22 protein-coding genes, 1 pseudogene and 1 other annotated feature are annotated in these 23,876 nt (G+C 38.3%); of the genes and pseudogenes, 16 read left to right on the plus strand and 7 right to left on the minus strand.

Going from position 1 to position 23,876, the window contains the following annotated elements; translation table 11 throughout:
- Nucleotides 1-127: 127 nt before the first annotated feature.
- Nucleotides 128-1,258 (minus strand): DNA polymerase III subunit beta, encoded by a 1,131-nt coding sequence (dnaN, locus tag P3R27_RS06560; protein ID WP_034689702.1) that lies wholly within the window; start codon nucleotides 1,256-1,258, stop codon nucleotides 128-130.
- A 197-nt stretch (nucleotides 1,259-1,455) separates the two neighbouring features.
- The gene (gene dnaA / locus P3R27_RS06565; RefSeq protein WP_034689704.1) at nucleotides 1,456-2,790 is read right to left on the minus strand and encodes a chromosomal replication initiator protein DnaA; all 1,335 of its coding nucleotides are present in this window, start codon (nucleotides 2,788-2,790) and stop codon (nucleotides 1,456-1,458) included.
- Nucleotides 2,791-3,330: 540 nt separating this feature from the next.
- Here dnaA and rpmH point away from each other — a divergent pair.
- From rpmH to jag, 4 genes are all read left to right on the plus strand, one after another.
- Nucleotides 3,331-3,465 carry a 50S ribosomal protein L34 gene (gene rpmH / locus P3R27_RS06570; protein WP_002293121.1) on the plus strand — a complete coding sequence of 45 codons (135 nt, stop codon included), beginning with the start codon at nucleotides 3,331-3,333 and terminating at the stop codon, nucleotides 3,463-3,465.
- Nucleotides 3,466-3,584: 119 nt separating this feature from the next.
- Complete coding sequence (gene rnpA / locus P3R27_RS06575) at nucleotides 3,585-3,941, plus strand: ribonuclease P protein component (RefSeq protein ID WP_010734564.1); 357 nt, start codon at nucleotides 3,585-3,587, stop codon at nucleotides 3,939-3,941.
- The gene (locus tag P3R27_RS06580; protein ID WP_010734565.1) at nucleotides 3,938-4,759 is read left to right on the plus strand and encodes a YidC/Oxa1 family membrane protein insertase; all 822 of its coding nucleotides are present in this window, start codon (nucleotides 3,938-3,940) and stop codon (nucleotides 4,757-4,759) included. The genes rnpA and P3R27_RS06580 overlap by 4 nt, the downstream gene beginning before the upstream one ends.
- Before the next feature lie 14 nt (nucleotides 4,760-4,773).
- Nucleotides 4,774-5,517: an RNA-binding cell elongation regulator Jag/EloR gene (gene jag / locus P3R27_RS06585; RefSeq protein WP_034689706.1), complete on the plus strand. Its 744-nt coding sequence runs from the start codon at nucleotides 4,774-4,776 to the stop codon at nucleotides 5,515-5,517.
- Nucleotides 5,518-5,677: 160 nt separating this feature from the next.
- Here jag and P3R27_RS06590 read toward each other — a convergent pair whose 3' ends face one another.
- Entirely contained in the window at nucleotides 5,678-6,016 is a 339-nt protein-coding gene (locus P3R27_RS06590) for a heavy metal-binding domain-containing protein (RefSeq protein ID WP_010734567.1), read from the minus strand.
- A gap of 340 nt (nucleotides 6,017-6,356) precedes the next feature.
- On the opposite strand from P3R27_RS06590, the gene mnmE reads away from it, so the two are divergent.
- Both mnmE and mnmG read left to right on the plus strand, forming a co-directional pair.
- Complete coding sequence (mnmE, locus tag P3R27_RS06595) at nucleotides 6,357-7,754, plus strand: tRNA uridine-5-carboxymethylaminomethyl(34) synthesis GTPase MnmE (protein WP_034689708.1); 1,398 nt, start codon at nucleotides 6,357-6,359, stop codon at nucleotides 7,752-7,754.
- Nucleotides 7,755-7,768: 14 nt separating this feature from the next.
- The gene (gene mnmG, locus P3R27_RS06600; protein ID WP_126134419.1) at nucleotides 7,769-9,670 is read left to right on the plus strand and encodes a tRNA uridine-5-carboxymethylaminomethyl(34) synthesis enzyme MnmG; all 1,902 of its coding nucleotides are present in this window, start codon (nucleotides 7,769-7,771) and stop codon (nucleotides 9,668-9,670) included.
- A gap of 79 nt (nucleotides 9,671-9,749) precedes the next feature.
- On the opposite strand, the gene P3R27_RS15190 is transcribed toward mnmG, so the two are convergent.
- Complete coding sequence (locus P3R27_RS15190; protein ID WP_080693194.1) at nucleotides 9,750-9,953, minus strand: VanZ family protein; 204 nt, start codon at nucleotides 9,951-9,953, stop codon at nucleotides 9,750-9,752.
- Between the two features lie 595 nt (nucleotides 9,954-10,548).
- Between P3R27_RS15190 and P3R27_RS06605 the strand changes: the two genes are divergently transcribed.
- The 10 genes and pseudogenes from P3R27_RS06605 to guaB all read left to right on the plus strand — a co-directional run bounded on the left by P3R27_RS06605 (nucleotide 10,549) and on the right by guaB (nucleotide 19,501).
- Nucleotides 10,549-11,067 (plus strand): hypothetical protein, encoded by a 519-nt coding sequence (locus P3R27_RS06605; protein WP_034690705.1) that lies wholly within the window; start codon nucleotides 10,549-10,551, stop codon nucleotides 11,065-11,067.
- Nucleotides 11,067-12,408 (plus strand): annotated as a pseudogene (locus P3R27_RS06610) (lipase family protein). The gene P3R27_RS06605 and the pseudogene P3R27_RS06610 overlap by 1 nt, the downstream one beginning before the upstream one ends.
- Before the next feature lie 286 nt (nucleotides 12,409-12,694).
- Nucleotides 12,695-13,408 (plus strand): 16S rRNA (guanine(527)-N(7))-methyltransferase RsmG, encoded by a 714-nt coding sequence (gene rsmG / locus P3R27_RS06615; protein ID WP_034690708.1) that lies wholly within the window; start codon nucleotides 12,695-12,697, stop codon nucleotides 13,406-13,408.
- Between the two features lie 11 nt (nucleotides 13,409-13,419).
- Nucleotides 13,420-14,187: a ParA family protein gene (locus tag P3R27_RS06620; protein WP_034690711.1), complete on the plus strand. Its 768-nt coding sequence runs from the start codon at nucleotides 13,420-13,422 to the stop codon at nucleotides 14,185-14,187.
- The gene (locus tag P3R27_RS06625; RefSeq protein ID WP_010734579.1) at nucleotides 14,174-15,064 is read left to right on the plus strand and encodes a ParB/RepB/Spo0J family partition protein; all 891 of its coding nucleotides are present in this window, start codon (nucleotides 14,174-14,176) and stop codon (nucleotides 15,062-15,064) included. Before P3R27_RS06620 ends, P3R27_RS06625 begins: the two co-directional genes overlap by 14 nt.
- Nucleotides 15,065-15,082: 18 nt before the next feature.
- Entirely contained in the window at nucleotides 15,083-15,274 is a 192-nt protein-coding gene (locus tag P3R27_RS06630; RefSeq protein ID WP_010734580.1) for a DUF951 domain-containing protein, read from the plus strand.
- An 8-nt stretch (nucleotides 15,275-15,282) separates the two neighbouring features.
- The gene (gene ychF, locus P3R27_RS06635) at nucleotides 15,283-16,383 is read left to right on the plus strand and encodes a redox-regulated ATPase YchF (RefSeq protein WP_301356793.1); all 1,101 of its coding nucleotides are present in this window, start codon (nucleotides 15,283-15,285) and stop codon (nucleotides 16,381-16,383) included.
- Nucleotides 16,384-16,463: 80 nt separating this feature from the next.
- A complete protein-coding gene (locus P3R27_RS06640) occupies nucleotides 16,464-17,159 on the plus strand; it encodes a DUF1129 domain-containing protein (protein ID WP_019722878.1) in 696 nt (231 codons plus the stop codon).
- Nucleotides 17,160-17,411: 252 nt separating this feature from the next.
- Nucleotides 17,412-17,744: a hypothetical protein gene (locus P3R27_RS06645; RefSeq protein ID WP_301356790.1), complete on the plus strand. Its 333-nt coding sequence runs from the start codon at nucleotides 17,412-17,414 to the stop codon at nucleotides 17,742-17,744.
- Between the two features lie 272 nt (nucleotides 17,745-18,016).
- Nucleotides 18,017-19,501 (plus strand): IMP dehydrogenase, encoded by a 1,485-nt coding sequence (gene guaB / locus P3R27_RS06650; protein WP_010734584.1) that lies wholly within the window; start codon nucleotides 18,017-18,019, stop codon nucleotides 19,499-19,501.
- Nucleotides 19,502-19,570: 69 nt separating this feature from the next.
- Here guaB and serS read toward each other — a convergent pair whose 3' ends face one another.
- The 3 genes from serS to croR form a co-directional block, all read right to left on the minus strand.
- Entirely contained in the window at nucleotides 19,571-20,842 is a 1,272-nt protein-coding gene (serS, locus tag P3R27_RS06655; RefSeq protein WP_034690720.1) for a serine--tRNA ligase, read from the minus strand.
- A gap of 49 nt (nucleotides 20,843-20,891) precedes the next feature.
- Nucleotides 20,892-21,104, minus strand: a binding site (T-box leader).
- A gap of 25 nt (nucleotides 21,105-21,129) precedes the next feature.
- Nucleotides 21,130-22,335 (minus strand): sensor histidine kinase, encoded by a 1,206-nt coding sequence (locus P3R27_RS06660; RefSeq protein ID WP_200868985.1) that lies wholly within the window; start codon nucleotides 22,333-22,335, stop codon nucleotides 21,130-21,132.
- Nucleotides 22,322-23,011, minus strand: a complete 690-nt coding sequence (gene croR / locus P3R27_RS06665; protein WP_034690727.1) for a response regulator transcription factor CroR — start codon at nucleotides 23,009-23,011, stop codon at nucleotides 22,322-22,324. The genes P3R27_RS06660 and croR overlap by 14 nt, the downstream gene beginning before the upstream one ends.
- Nucleotides 23,012-23,876: the final 865 nt, after the last annotated feature.

Consider the following 23,876-nt stretch of genomic DNA (forward strand, 5'->3'; position numbering starts at 1 on the left):
TTTTCCATATGAGCGGATTTAAATGAAAAAAGGTGATTTGGACAAAAAGAAACAGAAAGCCTTAAAATTGATTTTAGGGCCTTCTGTTTAAAATGGTTTATTTTTCAGTTTATTTTCAATTAGTATTTTAGTTTGTACGTACTGGAGTGATCAATTGGATGAATTGTACCCCATCTTCCGTTGGTTCTAACGTAAATGGACGAATGGCAGAAATAAATTTTACTTTGATACTCATGTCACCAAATGCACGCAAGGCAGCTTTCATATAGTCTGGGTTGAATGAAATATCTAATGGATCACCCGTGCTAGTCGTAAAGTTCAAGCTCTCCTCAACTTTCCCGATTTCAGGAGAATTACCGTATAGAACAACAGAATCAGGCTGGATCGACAAACGAACGATATTGTTGCGTCCTTCATGTGAGAGCAAGGAGGCACGCTCAATCGCTGCTAAAAAGCTTGGGACAGAAAATTCAACTTCGGTATTGAAACTTGAAGGAATCAAACGATTCGTATCGGGATAATTCCCTTCTAACAAGCGTGAATAAAAATACATATTTTCAGTTTTGAACAATACTTGGTTTTCCATAATACTGATTTCTACGATATCTTCTTCATTTGTCAATGAACGTGATAATTCAGTCAAACTTTTTCCAGGAATCACGATATCGAATTGATCAGCTGATTGTTCGATCGGGATTACTCGTTGACTCAAACGATGTGAGTCAGTTGCTACTGCTAATAACGAGTTGTCTTTCAAAATGAAATGGACACCTGTAAGAATTGGGCGACTTTCATGTTGAGAAACAGCAAACACTGTTTCATTGATCAATTTTGTCAATACATGTACAGGCAATTTCATCTGGTTGTGACTCTCTACAACAGGAAGATGAGGGTAATTATCTGCATCTAACCCATTCACTAAGAAATTCGCTTTCCCTGAAGTAATGGCCACTTGTTTGTTCTCTAACACTTCTAGCGTAAAGATTTCTTCGGGTAATCGACGAATGATTTCACTGAAGAAGCGAGCTTGTAGCACAATGGCTCCTGTTGCTTCAATTTGCATTTGTGCTTTTTCATTTTCAACAGATAGAAATGTTTCAATTGAAATATCTGCATTACTACCTGTTAAAGTCAGTCCTTCTTGATTGAGGGTGATTTTAACCCCTGTCAAAATAGGGATTGTCGTTTTACTTGAAATCGCACGCTGAACAGTTTGCAATTCTTGCATAAATGTTGCGCGGTTTAAGGTTACTTTCATTGTAGATCTCCTTTGCCATATATTTATTTTATTATTAGTAAATAAAGTAATAAAAGTATTAGGTACTGTTGATACTGTGGAAAACTATAAAAATGCTAGAAGAGAAAAGAAAAAACGGTTGTGGAAAATATGTGTATAACTTTTGAATAATTTCTACTTTTATCCACAAGGTGTTTTTCTTCCTATCAATCATCTTTTTAGTTTAATAGGAAATTTTTGATTTCTGATACTTCATTTTGCATGCTGACACTTGAATCGATCAGCTGCTGGATTTTTTCGTGCGCATGGATGACAGTTGTATGATCTTTTCCACCAAATTCAGCGCCGATTTTAGGAAGAGAGCTATCGGTTAATTCCCGAGCCAAGTACATAGCGATTTGCCGAGGAACAACGATCGATTTGACGCGTTTCTTTCCTTTTAGATCCTTTAATTGAATATGGTAATACTTTGCAACTTCTTCTTGGATCTGCAAAATCGAGAGTTGCGGGTGACCTTTGCCAGATTTCAATGTTTTTAAGGCATCAGCAGCTAAACTAGTTGATATATCTTCACTGTTCATCGTAGCAAATGCTTGAACACGTACAAGAGCGCCTTCTAGTTCACGAATGTTGGAATCGATTTGTCCCGCAATATAACTTAAAGTATCATCAGGGATTTCTAAGCGTTCTGCTGCGGCTTTTTTTCTCAAAATAGCTGTTCTTGTTTCAAGGTCAGGTGGCGTGATATCTACTGAAAGTCCCCAAGCAAAGCGAGAAACGAGACGTTCCTGCAATTTTGGGATTTCGTTTGGTAAACGATCACTCGTTAGGACGATTTGTTTTCCTTCATTGTAGAGCGCATTGAAGGTATGGAAAAATTCTTCTTGAGTTGCTTCTTTTTCAGCAAAAAATTGAATATCATCGACTAATAATAAGTCGACATTTCGATATTCTTGGCGAAATTCTTCGGCCGTTTTATTTTGGATCGAATTGATAAAATCATTGGCAAACGTCTCACTGCTTACATATTTGACCTTCGCATTTGGCTGACTTAACAACATTTGATGACCAATCGCGTGCATCAAGTGAGTCTTACCAAGTCCGACACCACCATAGAAGAACAATGGATTATAAATCGAACCAGGATCTTCAGCAACGACCAAGGCAGCGGCATGAGCCATCTGGTTACCTTTTCCGATCACAAAGGTATCGAAGGTATACTTAGGATTCAACATCGCTTTTTTGATTGGTGTGATTGGGAGAACTTTCATTGTTTTGATTTCTTCTACTTCTTCTTGTTCCGCTTCTTCACCGGTCACAAAACGTGGAATGATTTCTTTTCCCGTTAACATGTAGCCGACCTCAACAATCTTTGTTGCGAGATTTTTTTCCCAATATTCCTTATGGATCTTGCTTGGAACAGTTACCACTAATTGGCTTTGTTCTAAGGATTTAGGTTGTGCTGTCTCAATCCAAGTATTGTAACTTGCTGGAGACAGTTCTTTTTGATAAGTCGTTTTTAATTCAGTCCATAAAGCATCGAGGGATACCATACAAGGCCTCCTCCTTCATTAAAAGTAAATAGCTAGTACTAATTTAGCATTTTTTACAAAAGTTTTCCACAGAAAGAAAAGAAAAAAATTTTTTATAACAATTATCCACAGTATCCAGAAGAAAAAAAAAGAAGAAAAACACAGAGAGGAAAAAAAGATATACACAAGAGTAATCAACAGGTGGATAAGTGGTGTAAAACTAGAGATTTACCCAGTGGGCTGTGGATAAAAAAATTAATAATGACAGTACTTACAGAAATCAATGCACAAGAAATTATGAAATTGTGGATTACTTATTTTCAGGTGTTTATTCTGTGTAAAAACTGAGGGTAAAACACTGTGGAAAACTTCTGTGCATAACTTTATCCACATTGTAAACACAGCGTGAAAAATACTGTTGTGGATAAAATGAGAGGATTATTTTCGAAATAAAAGCTTTTTTTTATATTGACAAATCACCTAAGTACTCGTTATACTATCAAAGTATGTCTGTGTTTAATTCATGTACATGTAGATAAGAATTTCTGGAGGTGGAACAAGATGAAAAGAACATACCAACCAAATAAACGTAAACGTCAAAAAGTTCACGGATTCCGTAAACGTATGAGTACTAAAAATGGACGTCGTGTTTTAGCTAGCCGTCGTCGTAAAGGAAGAAAAGTTCTTTCAGCTTAGACCACTGGGGTTACAGTGGTTTTTTTTTATGCCCTTTTTTAGAGGAAAAGGTGAAAGACTTATAGGAAATATGGTATGATTGGGAGCGTAAGTGAGAGATAGAAAAGGAAAGAAAACGAATGAAAAAAGCGTATCGAGTGAAAAAAGAACGAGAGTTCCAAGCGGTGTTTCAAACCGGCGCTTCCTTTGCTAACCGTAAGTTTGTCGTGTACCGTTTAGAAAAGAAGGAACAACCGCATTTTCGTGTTGGCTTATCTGTAGGTAAGAAAGTCGGAAACGCTGTATGTCGCAATGAAGTAAAACGAAAAATCCGTGCGGCGATCTATTCATTGAAAGAAGAGATCGAGCCGGAATTAGATTTTATTGTGATTGCTAGACCAAGCATCAAAGGACTGACTTACGATGAGATTCGCTCCAACTTAGTCCATGTCTTAAAGCTTGCAAAAATAATCGACAGAGAGGAAAAGAGTAAGTGAAGAAATACAAACGTTTACTTTTGATGGCCGGACTTGTCGGTCTGATCATCGTCTTATCCGGTTGTGGAACTGGAGAAGTCAGCGCACAAAGTACAGGAATTTGGGATCGCTACATTGTTTATTATTTTGCAGAAGCGATTAAAGCATTGTCATTTGGAAATGTTGGGATCGGGATCATTTTATTCACGATCATCATTCGCGTAATTTTATTACCATTAATGCATTTCCAAACAAAAAGTATGCGTAAGACCCAAGAACTTCAACCAAAACTAAAAGCGATCCAACAAGAATATAGTTCAAAAGATCCTGAAACACAAAGTAAGTTAAGAGAAGCACAACAACGGTTATATGCTGAAAATGGTGTAAATCCATATGCAGGTTGTTTGCCTTTATTAGTACAAATGCCAATCTTAATGGCTTTATGGCAATCAATTTCTCGTGTTCCTGCGTTGAGTCAAGGTCACTTTTTATGGTTGAACTTAGGGAACGCTGACCCAACCTTTATTTTACCAGTGTTGGCTGCCATCTTTACATTTGCAAGTACGTATTTATCAAGCATGAGCCAAGTGGAATCGAATGCTTCATTGAAAGTCATGAATTTTGCGATGCCAGTGATGATCTTGGTTATGGGGGTCAATTTAGCCAGTGGACTTTCACTATACTGGGTAGTGTCAAATGCTTTCCAAGTGTTCCAAACACTATTGATCAATAATCCATTTAAAATCAAACGTGAGCGTGAAGAAGAAGCACAACGTATCCGTGAAAAAGAACGTGCTTTGCGTAAGGCACAAAGTCCTAAGAAAAAACGTAAAAAATAAGGGAGGGAATGCAAATGCCGATTTATGAAGCTGCAACCGTAGATGAAGCTGTTGAAATTGGATTGAATGAGTTAGGACTAGCAAAAGAGCAAGTCGCTATTGAGATACTTGATGAAGGAAAAAAAGGATTTCTCGGAATGGGAAAAAGAAATGCCAAACTTTCAATCGAACCGAATATCAGCGAAGTTGTCTCTGAAACGATCGAAGAAACCGTAGAAGAAGTGTTGGAAGAAACATCTATTCAAACAGAAAATACGGATGAAATCGAACCTGAGGACTTGATTGAAGAAAAAAGTGAATTAGGTGACGAAGCAGCTTTATCGGAATTAGCAACCTATCTCACTGAGATCTCCCAGCAACTAAATGCACCAGCTGTAGTAAAAATGACACGAGAAGCGAATTTGATCGTCTTCCATTTAGAAACGGATAAACAAGGTCTATTGATCGGCAAACATGGAAAAACGTTAAATGCTTTGCAATATTTGGCGCAGGTGTTCATCCATCGAGTAGTCGGTAATAAACTCTCTATCGTGGTAAACGTAGGCAACTATCGTGAAAAACGACAAGAGATCATCCAACGTTTAGCTGAGCGCACCGCAGAAAAAGTCTTGCGTACAGGGCAGCCTGTATTTTTAGAACCGATGCCTGCGTTTGAACGCAAACAAATCCACGCGACCTTAAGTAAACATGAGGGGGTACAAACCCATTCAGAAGGTGATGAACCATATCGTTACTTAGTTGTCGAACCAGCTAGATAGCGATTACGAAGAGAAGAACCAAAATCTTGCGATCAGATTGACAAACTTTTCCAAACAAAGTATATTTTATTAGAAATCATTCTTATCGGAGTATACGATGGTAGTCTTTACTTTGGTAGAAAAAACGTGCAGAGCGAAAGCTCTGCACGTTTTTTTGTGATCAACCAATCGTTGTCTGGACAAATTGGATCACGGTACCGTAAGCAAAAAGTTCGATGATCTGTTTGCCATCTCGGGGTTTTTGTTGATATTCAAAGTGACAATTGATGACTGCATTTGCGCCATAATCTAACACTTTCTTTTTTAATTTTTGTTTTGTTGTCAAGAACATGTCATCACTATTGAATGTAGGGTCGAATAAGTCCCCTTCAATACATTCTGCGACAAATACGATATCTCTGACGATATATTTTTGATTGATATTTCCCGTAGATAACACCACTTCATTGATTCGTGGATCATCTACTCCGTCCACTGCACTAGGCTTAAATTGGGCCATAATTTTTGCTCCTTTCGGTAAAGAAAAAGTATGTAGATACCGTTACCATTTAAGTGTAACGTTTTTTGGAACAAAGATAAAGATATAAAAGTATATTTACTTCTATAGAGAGTGATCTAATGATAGTTTCAGTCAAAAGAATCCTGTGCAGACAAAGTTTAAGATTGATTAGTGACTTTCATAAAAATAAACAAAAAAGCTTGATTACTAGAAGTAGATATGATAGTCTATGACCAGAATTTAAACAGAACAAGCAGTCAAAGTGCGAAGTTCACCATTTATTGCAAAGGGTGAAGTGGGCACTTTTTTTTGTGCGTAAAATGAAAAAGGAAGTGAAAAAATGGCTGAAATAACCTTAGAATTTGATACGATTGCAGCAATCTCTACGCCACCGGGTGAAGGGGCGATAAGTATTGTGCGTTTAAGCGGTGATCAAGCGTTGACCATTGCCAATAAAGTCTATCAAAGTGGCAATAAACAGTTGTTGGATGTTCCTAGTCATACGATTCATTATGGGCATATCGTCGATCCCAAAAGTGAACAATTAATCGATGAAGTCATGGTATCCGTCATGCGCGCACCACGAACATTTACCCGAGAAGATGTTGTAGAAATCAATTGCCATGGGGGCATCGTTGTCGTCAATCAAATTTTACAGCTTCTATTAAGAGAAGGCGCACGTTTAGCAGAGCCAGGAGAATTTACAAAGCGTGCCTTTTTAAATGGACGAGTTGATTTATCCCAAGCTGAAGCAGTCATGGACCTGATCCGTGCAAAAACAGATAAGGCGATGGGTGTCGCGTTGAACCAATTAGATGGAAATCTGTCTGCATTGATCCGTTCCCTTCGACAAGAAATTTTAGAGACATTAGCACAAGTCGAAGTGAATATCGATTACCCTGAATATGATGATGTGGAAGAATTGACGACAAAACTTCTATTAGAAAAAGCGCAGATGATCCAACAACGTATCGAAGTTCTTTTAGCAACATCACAACAAGGCAAGGTCTTACGAGAAGGATTAAGTACGGCCATCATCGGTCGTCCAAACGTTGGTAAGTCAAGCTTACTGAACCATTTATTACGAGAAGAAAAAGCCATCGTGACAGATATTGCGGGAACGACAAGAGATGTGATTGAAGAATACGTCAATGTTCGTGGCGTACCGTTGAAACTGATCGACACAGCAGGTATTCGGGAAACAGAAGATATCGTGGAACAAATCGGTGTTGCTCGTAGTCGTAAAGCTTTGGCAGAATCTGAATTGATCTTACTTGTCTTGAATCAAAGCGAGCCGTTGACGATTGAAGATGAACAGTTGTTGGAAGCAACAAAAGGATTGAAGCGGATCATTCTATTGAATAAAACTGATTTACCGAAACAATTAGAGGAAGACAAGCTTTTATCATTGATCGAGGATGAACCAGTATTCGCTGTTTCGGTTGCCAATAATGAAGGGTTAGACCGATTAGAAACGGCCATCTCTGAGTTGTTCTTTGGCGGGCAAACTGGCGAAAGAGATGCAACTTATGTATCCAATACCCGTCATATTGCTTTGCTCGAAAAAGCGGCCATCTCTTTACAAGAAGTGATCGCAGGAATCGATGCAGGTATGCCTGTTGACCTAGTTCAAATGGATATGACTCGCTGTTGGGATTACCTTGGTGAAGTCGTAGGAGATAGTGTCCAAGATGAATTGATCACACAATTGTTTAGTCAATTTTGTCTTGGAAAATAAAGGAGGAACAGTTCTTGAATCATTATCAAGCAGAAGAATATGATGTGATCGTTGTCGGTGCAGGACATGCTGGTTCAGAAGCCGCTTTGGCTGCTGCACGTATGGGGTCAAAAACGTTACTATTAACGATCAATTTAGATATGGTGGCATTTATGCCATGTAACCCTTCCGTCGGCGGTCCAGCCAAAGGCGTTGTCGTACGCGAGATTGATGCACTAGGCGGCGAAATGGGTAAGAACATTGATAAGACATACATTCAAATGAGAATGTTGAACACTGGGAAAGGACCTGCTGTCCGAGCATTACGTGCACAAGCAGACAAGCATGCCTATGCCAGTGAAATGAAACATACAATTGAAAAAGAAGAGGATTTGACACTAAGACAAGGAATCGTTGAAGAATTGATCGTTGAAGATGGGGTTTGTCGTGGTGTAGTCACTTCAACAGGTGCAAGCTATCGTTCAAAAGCAGTCGTTATCACTGCAGGTACCGCATTACGTGGTGAGATTATTATCGGTGAATTAAAATATTCGTCTGGTCCGAATAACTCACAACCATCAATTGGTTTAGCCAATCATTTAAAAGAATTAGGTTTTGCCATTGATCGTTTTAAAACCGGAACGCCTCCACGTGTGAAATCAAGTACGATCGATTACTCTGTCACAGAAGAACAACCGGGAGACAAGGAGCCAAATCATTTTAGCTTTGCCACACCGGACAGTGCCTATAACTTAGAACAAGAACCTTGTTGGTTGACTTATACAGGTGAAACGACCCATCAAATCATTCGTGACAATCTACACCGCGCACCAATGTTTACAGGAATCGTTGAAGGCGTCGGCGCACGTTACTGTCCTTCAATTGAAGACAAAATCGTCCGTTTTGCAGACAAACCACGTCATCAACTCTTTTTAGAACCAGAAGGATTGAATACAGAAGAAGTGTATGTTCAAGGACTTTCAACTTCACTTCCAGAAGACGTCCAAGTGGATATGTTGCATTCGATTGCTGGATTAGAAAAAGCAGAGATGATGCGTACGGGCTATGCCATTGAGTACGATGTAGTCGAACCACACCAGTTGCGTCCAACATTAGAAACGAAAGTCGTAGAAAATCTTTATACGGCCGGTCAAACCAATGGGACAAGTGGATATGAAGAAGCAGCGGGACAAGGGCTGATTGCAGGAATCAATGCAGCATTGAAAGTTCAAGGAAAAGAGCCATTAGTCATCAAACGTAGTGACGGCTATATCGGTGTCATGATCGATGATTTAGTCACAAAAGGAACGAATGAACCTTATCGCTTACTGACATCCCGGGCAGAATATCGTTTACTTCTTCGTCATGATAATGCTGATCTACGCCTAACAGAAATGGGTCACCAGATCGGTCTAGTAAAAGAAGAACAGTATACTGCTTATTTGAAAAAGAAAGCAGCAGTTGAACAAGAAATCAAACGTTTGATGAACGTTCGTATCAAACCGACAGCAGAAGTCCAAGCCTTTTTAGCAGAATTAAATGCTGCACCATTAAAAGATGGTGTGCTAGCAAGTGATTTCTTGCGTCGCCCAGAAATCACCTATGCCGATCTATTACGATTTATTCCAGAAAATGCGGAGTTAACACGTAAAGAAATCGAGCAAGTTGAAATTCAACTAAAATATGAAGGATACATCAAAAAAGCATTAGAAAAAGTAGAAAAACTAAAACGAATGGAAGCCAAACGCATCCCAGAAAACATTGACTACGCTGCGATCAACGGATTAGCAACGGAAGCAAAACAAAAGCTTCAAAAAATCCGTCCAGAAACCATCGCACAAGCAAGCCGCATCAGCGGTGTCAATCCAGCGGACCTAAGCATCTTGATGGTCTACATCGAACAAGGGAAGATTGCGAAAGTGGAAACATCTGCTTAAATAAAGCACTAAACAAAAAAAGAGCCGACGAATGATTGATTCGTCGGCTCTTTTTTTGTTAGCAAGAACATAGAGTAAATCACTTATGTAAAAAAGAAGAAACCTGAATATCCCATCGACTGATCAGCCACCTATTTATACATGCACCAATAAGAAACCCACAAGTATTTACAAAAACATCCCCTAAATCAAAAATACCTAGGTAAAAGAAATATTGGATCCATTCAACGCCTAAGACAGCTGAAAGGACTAAGATAGTATTCTTCCAACTTACTGGTAAAATCTAGCCTAAAGGTAGAAACAGTAAAATATTAAACAGCACAATCATTGGATCACCATAAATCAAATCCTTCACCCACGAAAATAGCTGAAATTCTACGCCTCGTATCCCGATATTTTTTAAGAAAAGTAAATAAATGAGAAAGGTGATGTACAGCAAAGAAAAAAAGACCAGCCATTCCCGATAGATGTTTCTTGTGAAAGCACAGTGAAGACTGACATAAAGGAATAACGTAATGATTATCACTAAGAAGAAAGGAACCCAAAAATCGACAGGGCCAGATGGTGGAAAAAGCGTAATAGAATAATAATAGAGATAACGCATGAAAAAACATCGAGAAAAAAGCAGGCAAGAAAGTAGCATTAAAAATTTTAAAAATAACAATTTTATTTTTGTTTCGATCTAAAAAACCTCCTTATTTTTGTTATAATCAATTGAGATTAACTTTATAAAAAATATACGTCACAACACTTGTCTTTCTCTCTATAAGTATACATAAAATAACTTAATATTGAAATGTGATCGCAGAATAAAATGAACTATACGTATCTTATTGTGAAGCATTGACAAAAATAGTAGCTAACTGAAAGGAGGATCTATGAACAAACGGCTTTGGTTAGTTGTATTAGTGATCATTATCTTAGGAGGAATCGGAGGAAAGATCTACATGGATAAAAGAGAAGAAGATCTTCAAGAATTGCTGGAAATACAGAAGGATCTGGCGAATTATGTGTATAACAATTATCGTCTCTATGTAAACAATCGGGAGAAAGAAGAAGAAATTTTCAGAAAGTATGACTGCGGACAAGGTGAAATGACTACGGAAGAATATTTGAAAGCATTGTTAGAGGTCAGAGAATATGAGGAGATAACTAAAATTGAATTCACTGGATATTCAGTGAGTCCGATGAATTTTTTGACCATTTATTTCACTGTTAATGGAGTATATGAGGAGGAAGTAAGTTTAAGTACTATTTCCGCAGAAACAAATAAACCTATATACATGATTTCTGATAGCACTGGAACTGGTCCTTATTATATTACAAAAAGAAAAGAAAAAATTAATTCGATTATGGCAGATGAACAAATTATCTATTACGAAGGAGGGATAGATTGATGGATCAAAATAGGTGGCTATCTGATTCTGTGTATAAAGTTGAAGATGGATTGATAAAAGTAAATCATCTAGTAAAAGAAATCCCTTATATAGTCATAAAAACAGTAGATACAAATAAAGACAAAATCGGTAATGAATCTAAGCCAAAGAAAAATAGTATGCAAGCAATGGTAGTTGCTAAAATAAAAGAGGAATATCTTGGGTACAATGAAGAGCAATTAAGAAAATTACCTGGCTTCCCCGACTCCGTCATCACCAAAAACCTTACGATTGCTTACGCTGGCACGACTTCGCTCAAAGATTGGCATACTAACCTCGTGGAGATTTGGGAGAGCAACAAACACTCAAATGGTGCATTTGCTTCTGCCTTGAACTATGCCCGTGAAATTGAAAAGCAGTATCCCAAATCAGATGGCTATACGATCTCAACGACAGGGCACTCATTAGGTGGCGCTAAAGCACTTTTTGTCGCAGCAATCAATGGCTGTGACGTACGGCGCGGCAGGACCAGGGCTTGCATAAGCCTTATTCGATAATCATAACGGTACCCTGATCAATATCTACGACACTTCGGATGTCGTCACGAGTGGGCTTTTCACTGGTGGGAAAGGGATGCTTCCAATCAATAGTTTTGGAATCGATAATTCGGGCTGGGAAACATTTGGCCATTCGCTGGATCAATTCAGAACAGATGAAGAAGAAAATTATATCGATAAGCATGGTCAAATCATCGTATACGTCGATGGCAAGGGGGGGATCTTGTTAGCCGCAACTTTGTGGCAACAAACACTTTTGGAAAACGAAGCAATGATCAAACTACTAGCAGTCAGTGGCGAGCATACGCTAGATGAAATCAAGCGTGTGAAAGAAGAAAATGAGTGGCTCAAGGTTCAAGTCAAAGAATTCTTGACCTTAAAAGAGTTAGGTAAGAAGCTGACTGCAAGTGGCGGCGGACTTTCTCAATCAGAAAAAATTTATTTAGAAGATAGCCAAGCATTAGCTGTCGTACGGACCGCAGCAAGTAAATTTGATGAGGCGATGAGCAATGTTCGCGTGATTTACCAAAGCGGGATCACGGAGTTGGAAGAGTTAGGGAATGACTGGTTGGGAAGAATACGCAATTATACGCCACATTTGACGTACAACGAGGTAATTGAAACATTAGCCGAAGTTAATTGTACAAAATGAGAGATTGTCGATGAGCCAACACAGGAATTTAGAGATAAGATCTGCCAGATCGATCAGATGTCGGAACAGTTTCAAACGCTCGCCGATGAAATCACCCAAAAAATCAATGAAATGGTGGCACGTGACAAAGAATTAGCGAATCAATTGTTCTAACCCTTGCTACAAAAGTGAACGATCGATAAAAGCACTATTGAGAAGTGATTGTTGTCTAACTAAATAATAGAAAATAAAGGAGTGTGAGCAATGGGCAGCACACTCTTTTTGTGTTGTCCGAGGGCGGATTATTTTTTTATTGTAGAACAAGAATTTACCTACTTCCGAATTTGGCATAACCTCCTTTAAATTTATATATAGAAAGATTGCAACTCGGCTCATTTTGCGTTAAAGTAGGAAGAGATTCTGTGAAACAATTAGCTGTTTCACAATGAAAGGATAAATTATGACACCAGAAGAATTTCGCCAAGTCTTGGCAGAAAAAGACATTCATTTATCGGATAAGCAAATGGCGCAGTTTGACAGTTATTTTCATTTATTAGTGGAGTGGAATGAAAAAATGAATTTGACGGCGATCACTGATCGAGAAGAAGTTTACTTAAAACACTTTTATGATTCATTGACGTTGGCATTTGATGTTGATTTTTCAACTGGCCTGACTTTATGTGACGTCGGCTCAGGGGCTGGGTTTCCAAGTATTCCTTTAAAAATTGCTTTTCCTGAGTTACAAATAACGATTGTTGATTCCTTGAATAAGCGAATCACTTTTTTAACTGAGTTAACGAATCAATTAGAAATCGATGCATCTCTTTATCATGATCGTGCAGAAACATTTGGGCAAAATTCGCAATTCCGTGCATCATTTGATTTTGTGACTGCTCGTGCAGTGGCACGTTTAAATGTATTGACGGAACTGTGTTTACCATTAGTGAAACAAGAGGGCTATTTCTATGCACTGAAAGCTGCGAAAAGCGAAGAAGAATTGGCAGAAGCGAAACCAGCGATTGCGCAATTAGGTGGTAAATTTATCGGAGAGCAAGCAATTGAACTACCTAAAGTCTCGGACAAACGCCACATTCTGATTATACAGAAGAAAAAACCAACACCGAAGAAGTATCCAAGAAAACCTGGGTTGCCGAATAAGCAACCAATCAAGTAGGAGGAGAAGAGATGGCACAAATTATATCCGTTGCAAATCAAAAAGGCGGCGTTGGTAAAACAACGACAACTGTAAATCTAGGTGCTTGTTTAGCAAGTTTAGGTAAACAAGTGTTGCTAGTAGATATGGATGCACAAGGAAATGCCACTAGCGGAGTAGGCATTCGTAAACCTGATGTGACACAAGATATTTATGATGTATTAGTCAATGAGTTACCAATTCCTGAAGCGACAATTGCTACTGAACATGAAAACTTGAGCATTGTGCCTGCCACTCTTCAATTAGCGGGAGCAGAGATTGAATTGACCTCAATGATGGCAAGAGAATCACGTTTAAAAAGTTCACTGGCTGAAGTCAACGATCAGTATGACTACATTTTAATTGATTGCCCACCATCTCTAGGTCATCTAACCATCAACTCATTTACTGCAAGTGATTCGATTTTGATCCCTGTGCAGTGTGAGTACTATGCATTAGAAGGGTTAAGTCAACTACTGAATACTGTTCGCTTGGTTCAAAAACACTTCAACCCTGAATTGGAAATCGAAGGGGTATTATTGACGATGTATGACGCTCGAACGAATCTAGGAAATGAAGTGGTGGAAGAAGTGCGGAAGTATTTCCGTGAAAAAGTGTATGAGACAGTGATTCCTCGAAACATTCGTTTGTCAGAAGCACCAAGTCATGGAAAACCTATCATTGATTATGATCCGCGTTCCAGGGGCGCTGAAGTGTATCAAGCATTAGCAAAGGAAGTGGTCGATCGTGAAGAAAAGTAAAGGACTAGGTCGGGGAATCGACGCGCTGTTTCAAGATTTGGAAAATTTAGAAACAGTTAACGTGAAAGATGAAACTGTCATTCAGTTGCCACTCAACGAATTGCGTCCTAATCCGTATCAACCACGTAAAACATTTGAAGAAGTATCATTGCAAGAATTAGCGAACTCGATCGAGTACTCCGGTGTCTTTCAACCGATCATTGTTCGTCGTTCGTCGGTGAAAGGTTATGAGATCATCGCAGGTGAACGTCGTTTCCGGGCGTCTAAGTTAGCTGGAAAAGAAACGATTCCTGCAATTGTCAGAGATTTCGACGAAGAAGCGATGATGCAAGTTGCAGTTTTAGAAAACTTACAACGTGAAGACTTAAATCCTTTAGAAGAAGCAGAAGCTTACGAGATGTTGATGAAGAACTTAAAGTTGACACAAGCTGAAGTTGCAAGTCGTTTAGGGAAAAGTCGTCCTTATATCGCAAACTATTTGCGTTTATTGACATTGCCTGATTTAGTGAAAGAAATGGTCCAAGATCAACGATTATCTATGGGACAAGCTCGTACGTTACTTGGATTAAAAAATAAACAATTGATATTAAAATTAGCCAATCGTGTCGTAACAGAAAATCTAACGGTTCGACAATTAGAGCAGATCGTTTCCGAGCTGAATCAAAATGATGGGCAAGAAAAGAAAAAAATCCCACGTTTAGCAAAGGAAAAACCGTATTATATCCGTGAGAGTGAAGATCGCTTGATGGATAAATTTGGAACAAGTGTCGCCATCCAAGAAAAGAATGGGAAAGGTAAAATCGAAATCGAATATCTTTCACAAAATGATTTAACTAGAATTCTTGATATTCTAAATATTCAATTTGATGAAGAATAAACAGAGGGAGGCTATGTTATGTACGACTTACATGATATCGTAGAAATGAAAAAACCTCATGCTTGTCAAACGAACCGTTGGGAGATTATCCGAATGGGCGCTGATATCAAAATCAAATGTATGAATTGCGGTCATATCGTGATGATGACCCGTCGAGAATTTGAGAAAAAAATGAAAAAAGTACTTGAAAAAAATGTAGAGAAAGAGTGAATGAATTTATGGCATTAACTGCTGGAATTGTGGGTTTACCCAACGTAGGAAAATCAACTTTGTTCAATGCAATTACAAAGGCGGGAGCAGAGGCTGCCAACTATCCTTTTGCGACTATTGATCCAAATATTGGAATGGTTGAAGTACCCGATTGGCGTTTACAACGTTTAACCGAATTAGTAAAACCAAAGAAAACTGTACCAACAACCTTTGAATTTACAGATATTGCTGGAATCGCTAAGGGTGCAAGTAAAGGCGAAGGATTAGGAAACCAATTTTTAAGTCATATTCGCCAAGTAGATGCAATCTGTCATGTCGTTCGTTGTTTTGACGATGACAACATCACACACGTAGAAGGACGTGTCGATCCTTTAGCAGATATTGATACGATCAATCTAGAGCTTGTCTTAGCTGATTTAGAGTCAGTGACGAAGCGATATACACGTGTGGCAAAAATTGCAAAAACAAAAGATAAAGATGCAGTTGCTGAATTAGCGGTGTTGGAGAAAATCAAACCAGTATTAGAAGATGGACGTTCAGCACGTTCGATCGAATTTACAGAAGAAGAACAAAAAATCGTTAAATCTTTATTCTTGTTAACAACAAAACCGATCTTGTATGTTGCTAATGTGGCAGAAGATGAAGTAGCCAATGCTGATGCGAATGAGTATGTTCAAGCAGTGCGTAATTTTGCTGCAGAAGAAAACGCAGAAGTTATTGTCGTTAGCGCCAGAGCAGAAGAAGAAATTGCTGAGCTGGACGACGAAGATAAAGCAGAGTTTCTTGAAGCATTAGGCATTGAAGAGTCAGGGTTGGATCAATTGATTCGTGCGGCGTATGACCTATTAGGATTAGCAACATACTTTACAGCAGGTGAACAAGAAGTTCGTGCGTGGACGTTCAAAAAAGGAATCAAAGCACCACAAGCTGCAGGAATCATTCATACCGATTTTGAACGTGGCTTTATCCGTGCAGAAACAGTCTCATTTGAAGATTTAGACCAATACGGAACGATGCATGCAGCGAAAGAAGCCGGACGTGTACGATTAGAAGGGAAAGACTATGTCGTTCAAGATGGCGACGTTATGTTATTCCGTTTTAATGTATAAAAAGGCTATCATACGGTGTATGTGATATGTTAAAATGTCTTTTGTGACAACCGTCAGCGTCTAAGGAGGACTGTAAAATAATGGAAGCAGAACAGTTACGCGAAATCGTAAAAGAAAATGCGCAGTTAGAAGAACAACTAACAAAACGTAATCAACAATATATTTTTGACTTAAAGAAGTCGCTAGAAGCAGCGAATTTATCAGAAGAAGAAAAAGTAACGGCTTTGCATGAGATGTTACCCGTTTTAGTATCCGAACAAAAAGGTGGGAAAACAGCCCGCCAATTATTTGGAACGGTATCTGAAAGAACAGAAGCAATCATCAATAAACCGGTCGAAGTGAAAACTTCTTCGACGCCAACGTTGATGTGGTTGGACAATACATTGCTCTTACTCGGATTATTGAGTGTGATGATCGCAATCACTGGATTGTTTTCACGTGAAACAACGCCTGCTTATGGAATCACCACACTTGTACTAGGTTCAGCTATTGGTGGATGGGTCTTTTACTTGATGTACAAGTATATTTACCAGTATGAGTATCCAGGTGCTGATCGCAGTAAAAAACCTGGAATGGGTAAAACCTTGTTGATTTTGGGTGGAACGACATTGATCTGGGTCATTGCTTTTTCAGCAACAACCTTGTTGCCACCAATTGTGAACCCGTTATTAGATCCAGTAGTGATCATCATCATCGGTGCAGCAGCTCTTGCGTTGCGTTACTATTTAAAGAAAAAATATGGCATCGTTGGCAGTCTTTCTGTTCCAAGAAGATAATTCATTGGATCTAGAAATTATGTGACTTACGAGACGAACAGTAAAGAAGAGAACGTGTTAGCATTACGCTGCACGTTCTCTTCTTTACTGTTTATTTCTATTGTTCTTACAGTGACGACCATGATCTCAAAACGCTCTTCTTTTATTATTATAAAAAATAATAAAAGAGTGTTATTATCAAATAATAGAGATGCTCACTGATGTTATAAAACATGTTGAGCGAGATAGTTAAACGATGAGGGGTGAATGAATATGAAAAAAGTTAAATGGATATTTTCTATTCATGTTGACGGAGTACCTCCTTTAGGATATGGAGGGATCAAAACTGGACAATTTATTCTCGGGCATGGAAGAAAGTTTCAAAAAGAAATGCGGTCTGTTTTAGGGCCAAAAATCGAACTGGAGTTCATCAGCTATAATACAAGAAAGCCGGAGACACTAGCTGCTGATTTACTTGTGTATACAGATGTCGATGAAAAGTATCTTGACGAAGAGACGAAGAAAAAAGGCTTAAGCATTCCCTATAAACTATATTATTTGAATGAGATTGAAACGATCAAAGAATTGATCGAAGCAAATGTTTAAAAAGTGAAACGCCTCTTTTCTTTCTTGAAGTGTACTAGTTTCAGCTTAATAAAAATATTGAATAAGAAAAAAACGTGCAGCACATGAAAACGCTAACTAATATTTGATTTTGATCAAACATTAGGAGACGCTTCATTATGCTGGTACGTTCTTTTTTTAGGATTCACTGAGTAGTTCCTTAGAAAAAACAAGGGATTGGTAGAAGTTGTTGACTTACAAAAGAAAATCGATTATTTTAGTAGATAAACTAAACAAGAGGAGTGGTACTAAAAATGTCCAACTGGGAAACAAAGTTCACGAAAAAAGGATTTACTTTTGATGATGTCTTATTGATACCAGCAGAAAGTCACGTGTTACCAAACGAAGTGGATATGAGTGTACAATTAGCAAAAAATATCAAATTGAATATTCCTATCATCAGTGCAAGTATGGATACAGTTACTGACAGCAAGATGGCGATTGCTATGGCAAGACAGGGTGGTCTAGGTGTCATTCATAAAAACATGACAATCAGCGAACAAGCAGACGAAGTACGTAAAGTGAAACGTTCTGAAAGTGGTGTAATCATTGACCCATTCTTCTTGACACCACAACACTTGGTCGCAGATGCTGAAGAATTAATGAGCAGATACCGTATTAGTGGAGTTCCAATCGTCGAAACATTGGAAAACCGCAAATTAGTAGGAATCATTACAAACCGTGATATGCGTTTTGTTACAGACTTTCATATCGAAATCAGCGAAGTCATGACAAAAGAAAACTTAGTAACAGCCCCAGTAGGCACTTCTCTAAAAGATGCAGAAAAAATCTTACAACAACATAAAATAGAAAAACTACCAATCGTTGATGATGCAGGTCGATTAAGTGGTTTGATCACGATCAAAGATATCGAAAAAGTAATCGAGTTTCCAAATGCAGCAAAAGATGAACATGGTCGTTTGTTGGTAGCTGCCGCAGTTGGTGTCACTAGCGACACATTTGAACGTGCACAAGCTTTACTTGATGCTGGCGCAGATGCCATTGTCATTGATACGGCGCATGGACATAGTGCAGGTGTAATCCGTAAAATCCAAGAAATTCGCACAACATTTAAAGATGCAACATTGATTGCTGGTAATGTAGCAACAGCAGAAGCAACAAAAGCTTTATACGATGTTGGTGTTGACGTGGTCAAAGTAGGTATCGGACCAGGTTCGATTTGTACGACACGTGTGGTTGCTGGTGTGGGTGTTCCCCAATTAACAGCCATTTACGATGCAGCATCAGTTGCGCGCCAATATGGTAAAACCATTATTGCAGATGGTGGGATTAAATATTCTGGTGATATCGTCAAAGCTTTAGCAGCGGGTGGACATGCTGTCATGTTAGGTAGTATGTTAGCAGGAACCGATGAATCTCCAGGTGAATTTGAGATCTATCAAGGGCGTCGTTTCAAGACATACCGTGGAATGGGCTCATTAGGTGCCATGGAAAAAGGATCAAAAGACCGTTACTTCCAAGGTGGCACGAATGAAGCCAATAAGTTAGTGCCAGAAGGTATTGAAGGACGTGTAGCGTACAAAGGAAGCGTGGCAGACATTCTCTTCCAAATGATTGGTGGTTTAAAATCAGGGATGGGTTATGTTGGATCAGCGAACCTAAAACAATTAAGAGATGATGCACAGTTCATTCAAATGAGTGGCAGTGGTTTGAAAGAATCTCACCCACATGATGTACAAATTACGAAAGAAGCACCAAACTATTCTGTAGAATCATAATCAAACTTCTTGATCATAAAAAAGCAGCTAAGCAATTCGTGCCAACGAATCACTTAGCTGCTTTATTGTTTACTTGATTACTTTTAGGTTCCCCATGTAAGGCACGAGTACTTCTGGAACTGTGACTGAACCATCTTCATTTTGATAGTTTTCAAGGATGGCAGCAACCGTACGGCCAACTGCTAAACCAGAACCATTCAATGTATGTGCATAATGGATTTTTCCATCTGCATCTCGGTAACGGATCATTGCACGGCGCGCTTGGAAATCTTCACAGTTTGAGCAAGAACTGATTTCACGATACGTATCTTGTGCAGGAATCCATACTTCTAAATCGTAGGTTTTCGCTGCTGAAAAGCCCATATCCCCAGTTGATAATGTCATAACACGGTAAGGTAAGTGCAGTTTCTTCAAAATGTCCTCTGCGTCAGCGGTCATTTTTTCAAGTTCTTCATATGAATGTTCTTCATCAGCAAATTTCACCATTTCTACTTTATTGAACTGATGAAGACGAATCAATCCACGAGTATCACGACCAGCACTACCTGCTTCTGAACGGAATGCTGGGCTAAGTGCAGTGAAGTAAACAGGTAAATCTTCTTTTGCTAAGATTTCATTGCTGTAGTAGTTTGTTAAAGGGACTTCAGCTGTTGGGATCAAAGTTAAATCTGTATCAGCTAATTGGAAAACATCTTCTTTAAATTTGGGGAATTGACCAGTACCAAACATGGCTTGGCTGTTTACAGCGTAAGGTGTCATCATTTCAGTATAGCCATGTTCATAGACGTGTTGATCTAACATAAAATTATAAAGGGCACGTTCTAAGCGAGCACCTAATCCTTTATAGTAAACAAAGCGGCTTCCTGATACTTTTGCCCCACGTTCAAAATCAAGAATACCTAGATTTTCAGCAATTTCCCAGTGAGGTTTTGGTTCAAAAGCAAATTGACGAGGTTCACTCCAACGACGAGCTTCCACGTTATCCTCTTCATCTTTACCCACCGGCACAGAATCATGAGGTAAATTAGGGAGACTTGTAGCGATTTGTTGTAATTTTTCATCAACTTGTGCAACTTCTTCGTCTAGTGCTTTGATTTTCCCACCGACTTCTTTCATTTCAGCGATCTTCGCAGTTGCCTCTTCTTTATTACGCTTTAATTGGGCGATTTCAGCAGATACATCATTACGGTATTTTTTCAATTCTTCACTTTCAACCAACAATTTTCTACGAGATTCATCTAACTCCACAAACTCCGCTAAGACTTTTTTTTTAACGCCACGTGACGTTAATTTTTCTTGTACATAGTCAACATTTTGACGGATCATTTTAATATCTAACATTTCTTTTCCTCCTTTTTTGTAAAAAAAAACCAGCTCATCCAAAGAAATATCTTGGGACGAACTAGTTTGAGTTTCGCGGTACCACCCAAGTTCAGTCTATCGAGACTGCACTTGTAAACAGATAACGGCTGTTACCGACCTTTCTTATTTCGAAAGGCACATCGGGTGAACTGGAACTTCGAAATTATTTTTTACTGATTTGCACCAACCATCAGCTCTCTTGAAAAAAATAAAATGTACTGGGTTCACTGTTTTCTTTTATTTGTATTCTAAGAATAGCGAAAAATTTAGTTTCCGTCAATATGTTCTGTCAGATTGCCGACTAACTTTTCATTTTTTTTAAGCGGGAAATGCATGATAAAAGACGTCCAATCTTGATCTGACTTCGCATAGATATAGCCACCGTGCAATGCTACGATACTTTGTGCAATGGCTAGACCAAGCCCTGTCCCGCCAGTTTCTTGTGAACGGGATTCTTCCACCCGGTAAAATCGATCAAATAGATTGTCAATGGCTTGTTGGGGGATCATGGCACCATTGTTTTTGACGACAACGACAACTTCCGAACCAAGCTTTTCAATTCCAATGATGATCTTTGTTGCACCTTTGCCATATTTTAAGGCATTGGTCAGTAGATTATTGAATACGCGAACTAACTTTTCAGTATCACCATCCATGATCAGTGAATTGATTGGAGATTCAACAAAAATTTGAATCTCCTTTTTAGAAGCTTCTAGTTCAAAATCAGCTGCCAATTGTTCAATCAATTGGATCAAATCAAATGCAGAAAAATTCACAGGAACCGCTGGCTGACGTACCTTGGTATACTCGAACAGATCTTCTACCAGTGATTTCATTTGTTTCGCTTTGACATAAGCAGTGTGGGTATATTTCAACAGATCTTCTTCTGTTTGATATTGACCATCTTCAATAAGACCTAAATAGCCAATAATTGATGTTAAAGGTGTGCGAATATCATGACTGACGTTTGTAATCAGTTCGTCTTTTGATTTTTCGATTTTACGTTCGTCTTCAATCGCCGCTACCGTACTGTCCACTAAACCATTGATACTTTTGACTACACGACTAAGGTCGCCACTTAATTCGAAAGGGATACGATGGTCATAATTGCCATTAGCGATATAATGTAATTCACTAATAATGTGTCGTAATTGCATTTGTCGGTAGCGACGAATCAATCGCCAGTATAATACACCAACATCTAATAAAAAGAAAACAGGAAAAATAAAGTTTCGACCATTCCAAAACAAATCACTATCTAAACGCTGGGCAAAAATATTTTTAGAATCCCAAATAGCGTTTGTCAAAGAAGGTGAACTACTGATGATCGAACTGATAATGACCAACATCGCTACATTCAATAGAAGCAGAAGGATGATCGTAATGATTCCTTCTGCTAATAATTCACTGATTTCTTTAGATGTCAGATTGATCCGGCGTCGTTTTTCGATCACTTTTTTATCTTGCATCAATTTTATAGCCCACTCCCCAAACGGTTTGAATGACTTTTTCTCCACCTGTTGCTTCTTCAATCTTGTCTCTTAAATGACTAACATGAACCATTACTGTTTTAGCAGAAACAATACTTTCTTGTTTCCAGACACGTTCAAAGATTTCATCTGCACTGAATACATGGTTAGGATGACTTGCAAGAAGATATAGAATACCAAATTCTAAGGCAGTCAGTTGGATTTCTTTTCCATCGATTGTTTTGACTTCGTGCGAGTCTTTATTGATAATCAAAGAATTTACTTCCAGTACATCTGGTTGATCCGGTGTGACTTGCATTTTTGTGCGGCGTAACAAAGATTTTACTCTAGCCATCACTTCAAGGGGATTGAATGGTTTTGTCACATAATCATCTGCGCCAGCTACTAATCCTTTGATTTTATCCATATCTGTTGTTTTCGCGGTCAACATGATGATTGGGATCTGAGATTCTTTTCTTAATTCTTTGACCACTTGCATGCCGTCCATCTCGGGCATCATGATATCTAATATAAGTAGTTCAATATCAGGAATCGTTCTTACTTTCGATAATGCTTCTTTTCCATCATAGGCTTTTACTGCTTCGTAGCCTTCATTGTGTACGTAGATACTAAGTAATTCAACAATTTCCTTGTCGTCATCTGCGATTAATATTTTCATAAGTAGATCCTCCATCGATTAATGTGTTTACTCTTAATATTTTAGCAAAAAAATAGATAAATAGATAAAAGCAGCGCTTTGTTAAGGAAAATTTTAGAAGAAGAGGGGAGAAGGGTGGAAATCTAAGATAAAAGAGGAAACAAAAATAGAAAGTGATTTAAATCAAGGAGAAACACCAATTAAACGAAATAATGAATTGAGAACACTTACACAACAATAGCAAGAAAAAAAGAAATTTGATCAAACAAATTAAAAAATGAACATTGTCATGGTGAAACTAGTTTAAATAGGAGGAAAAGCACGTTAAAAACGAATGATTTTGTGCTTCCCGTTTTTAATGATCGACTCTCTTAAAAATGTTGATAAATCAGTCTTTTTTTAGTTGACTTTCAAAATTGATGTTGGTATATTATTATTTGTTCGAAAGAACGGAAAACAAACAAATCGATTCTTAAAATTAGTGATTGACATGTTTGTTAACACATGATAAGATAACGAAGTTGCTTTTGAGTGATTCACTGATTGAAGTTAGTTTCGCAAAGAAAAAAACAAAAAAAGTGATTGACAAATAACAAGTAACAAGTTATTATGAGTGAGTTGCTAAAACGACCTCGTGAAAAACGAGTTGAAAAAACTTTTTAAAAATAGTTGACAATCATCCGAGAGTTTGCTAAGATATAAAAGTTGCTACGGCAATCACAAATGATGAATTGAGGCAGTTGTGTTTCATTTATCATGTAGACCTTTGAAAACTGAACAAAGTAAGACAAACCAAATGTGTAGGGCGTCTTGATTCAATTCAAGACAACAAACATTTTTAACAAGCAAGCAATATGCTAGCAAACAAATTGAGCTTAACAATCGC

Source organism: Enterococcus spodopteracolus, assembly GCF_030441955.1.
GTDB lineage: Bacteria > Bacillota > Bacilli > Lactobacillales > Enterococcaceae > Enterococcus_B > Enterococcus_B spodopteracolus.

What these genes read in the sequence shown, in the direction of transcription:
- dnaN (WP_034689702.1), bottom strand. Translation starts at nt 1,258, where the DNA reads ATGAAAGTAACCTTAAACCGCGCAACATTTATGCAAGAATTGCAAACT.
- dnaA (WP_034689704.1), bottom strand. Translation starts at nt 2,790, where the DNA reads ATGGTATCCCTCGATGCTTTATGGACTGAATTAAAAACGACTTATCAA.
- rpmH (WP_002293121.1), top strand. Translation starts at nt 3,331, where the DNA reads ATGAAAAGAACATACCAACCAAATAAACGTAAACGTCAAAAAGTTCAC.
- rnpA (WP_010734564.1), top strand. Translation starts at nt 3,585, where the DNA reads ATGAAAAAAGCGTATCGAGTGAAAAAAGAACGAGAGTTCCAAGCGGTG.
- jag (WP_034689706.1), top strand. Translation starts at nt 4,774, where the DNA reads ATGCCGATTTATGAAGCTGCAACCGTAGATGAAGCTGTTGAAATTGGA.
- P3R27_RS06590 (WP_010734567.1), bottom strand. Translation starts at nt 6,016, where the DNA reads ATGGCCCAATTTAAGCCTAGTGCAGTGGACGGAGTAGATGATCCACGA.
- mnmE (WP_034689708.1), top strand. Translation starts at nt 6,357, where the DNA reads ATGGCTGAAATAACCTTAGAATTTGATACGATTGCAGCAATCTCTACG.
- P3R27_RS06605 (WP_034690705.1), top strand. Translation starts at nt 10,549, where the DNA reads ATGAACAAACGGCTTTGGTTAGTTGTATTAGTGATCATTATCTTAGGA.
- rsmG (WP_034690708.1), top strand. Translation starts at nt 12,695, where the DNA reads ATGACACCAGAAGAATTTCGCCAAGTCTTGGCAGAAAAAGACATTCAT.
- P3R27_RS06620 (WP_034690711.1), top strand. Translation starts at nt 13,420, where the DNA reads ATGGCACAAATTATATCCGTTGCAAATCAAAAAGGCGGCGTTGGTAAA.
- P3R27_RS06630 (WP_010734580.1), top strand. Translation starts at nt 15,083, where the DNA reads ATGTACGACTTACATGATATCGTAGAAATGAAAAAACCTCATGCTTGT.
- ychF (WP_301356793.1), top strand. Translation starts at nt 15,283, where the DNA reads ATGGCATTAACTGCTGGAATTGTGGGTTTACCCAACGTAGGAAAATCA.
- P3R27_RS06640 (WP_019722878.1), top strand. Translation starts at nt 16,464, where the DNA reads ATGGAAGCAGAACAGTTACGCGAAATCGTAAAAGAAAATGCGCAGTTA.
- P3R27_RS06645 (WP_301356790.1), top strand. Translation starts at nt 17,412, where the DNA reads ATGAAAAAAGTTAAATGGATATTTTCTATTCATGTTGACGGAGTACCT.
- guaB (WP_010734584.1), top strand. Translation starts at nt 18,017, where the DNA reads ATGTCCAACTGGGAAACAAAGTTCACGAAAAAAGGATTTACTTTTGAT.
- serS (WP_034690720.1), bottom strand. Translation starts at nt 20,842, where the DNA reads ATGTTAGATATTAAAATGATCCGTCAAAATGTTGACTATGTACAAGAA.
- croR (WP_034690727.1), bottom strand. Translation starts at nt 23,011, where the DNA reads ATGAAAATATTAATCGCAGATGACGACAAGGAAATTGTTGAATTACTT.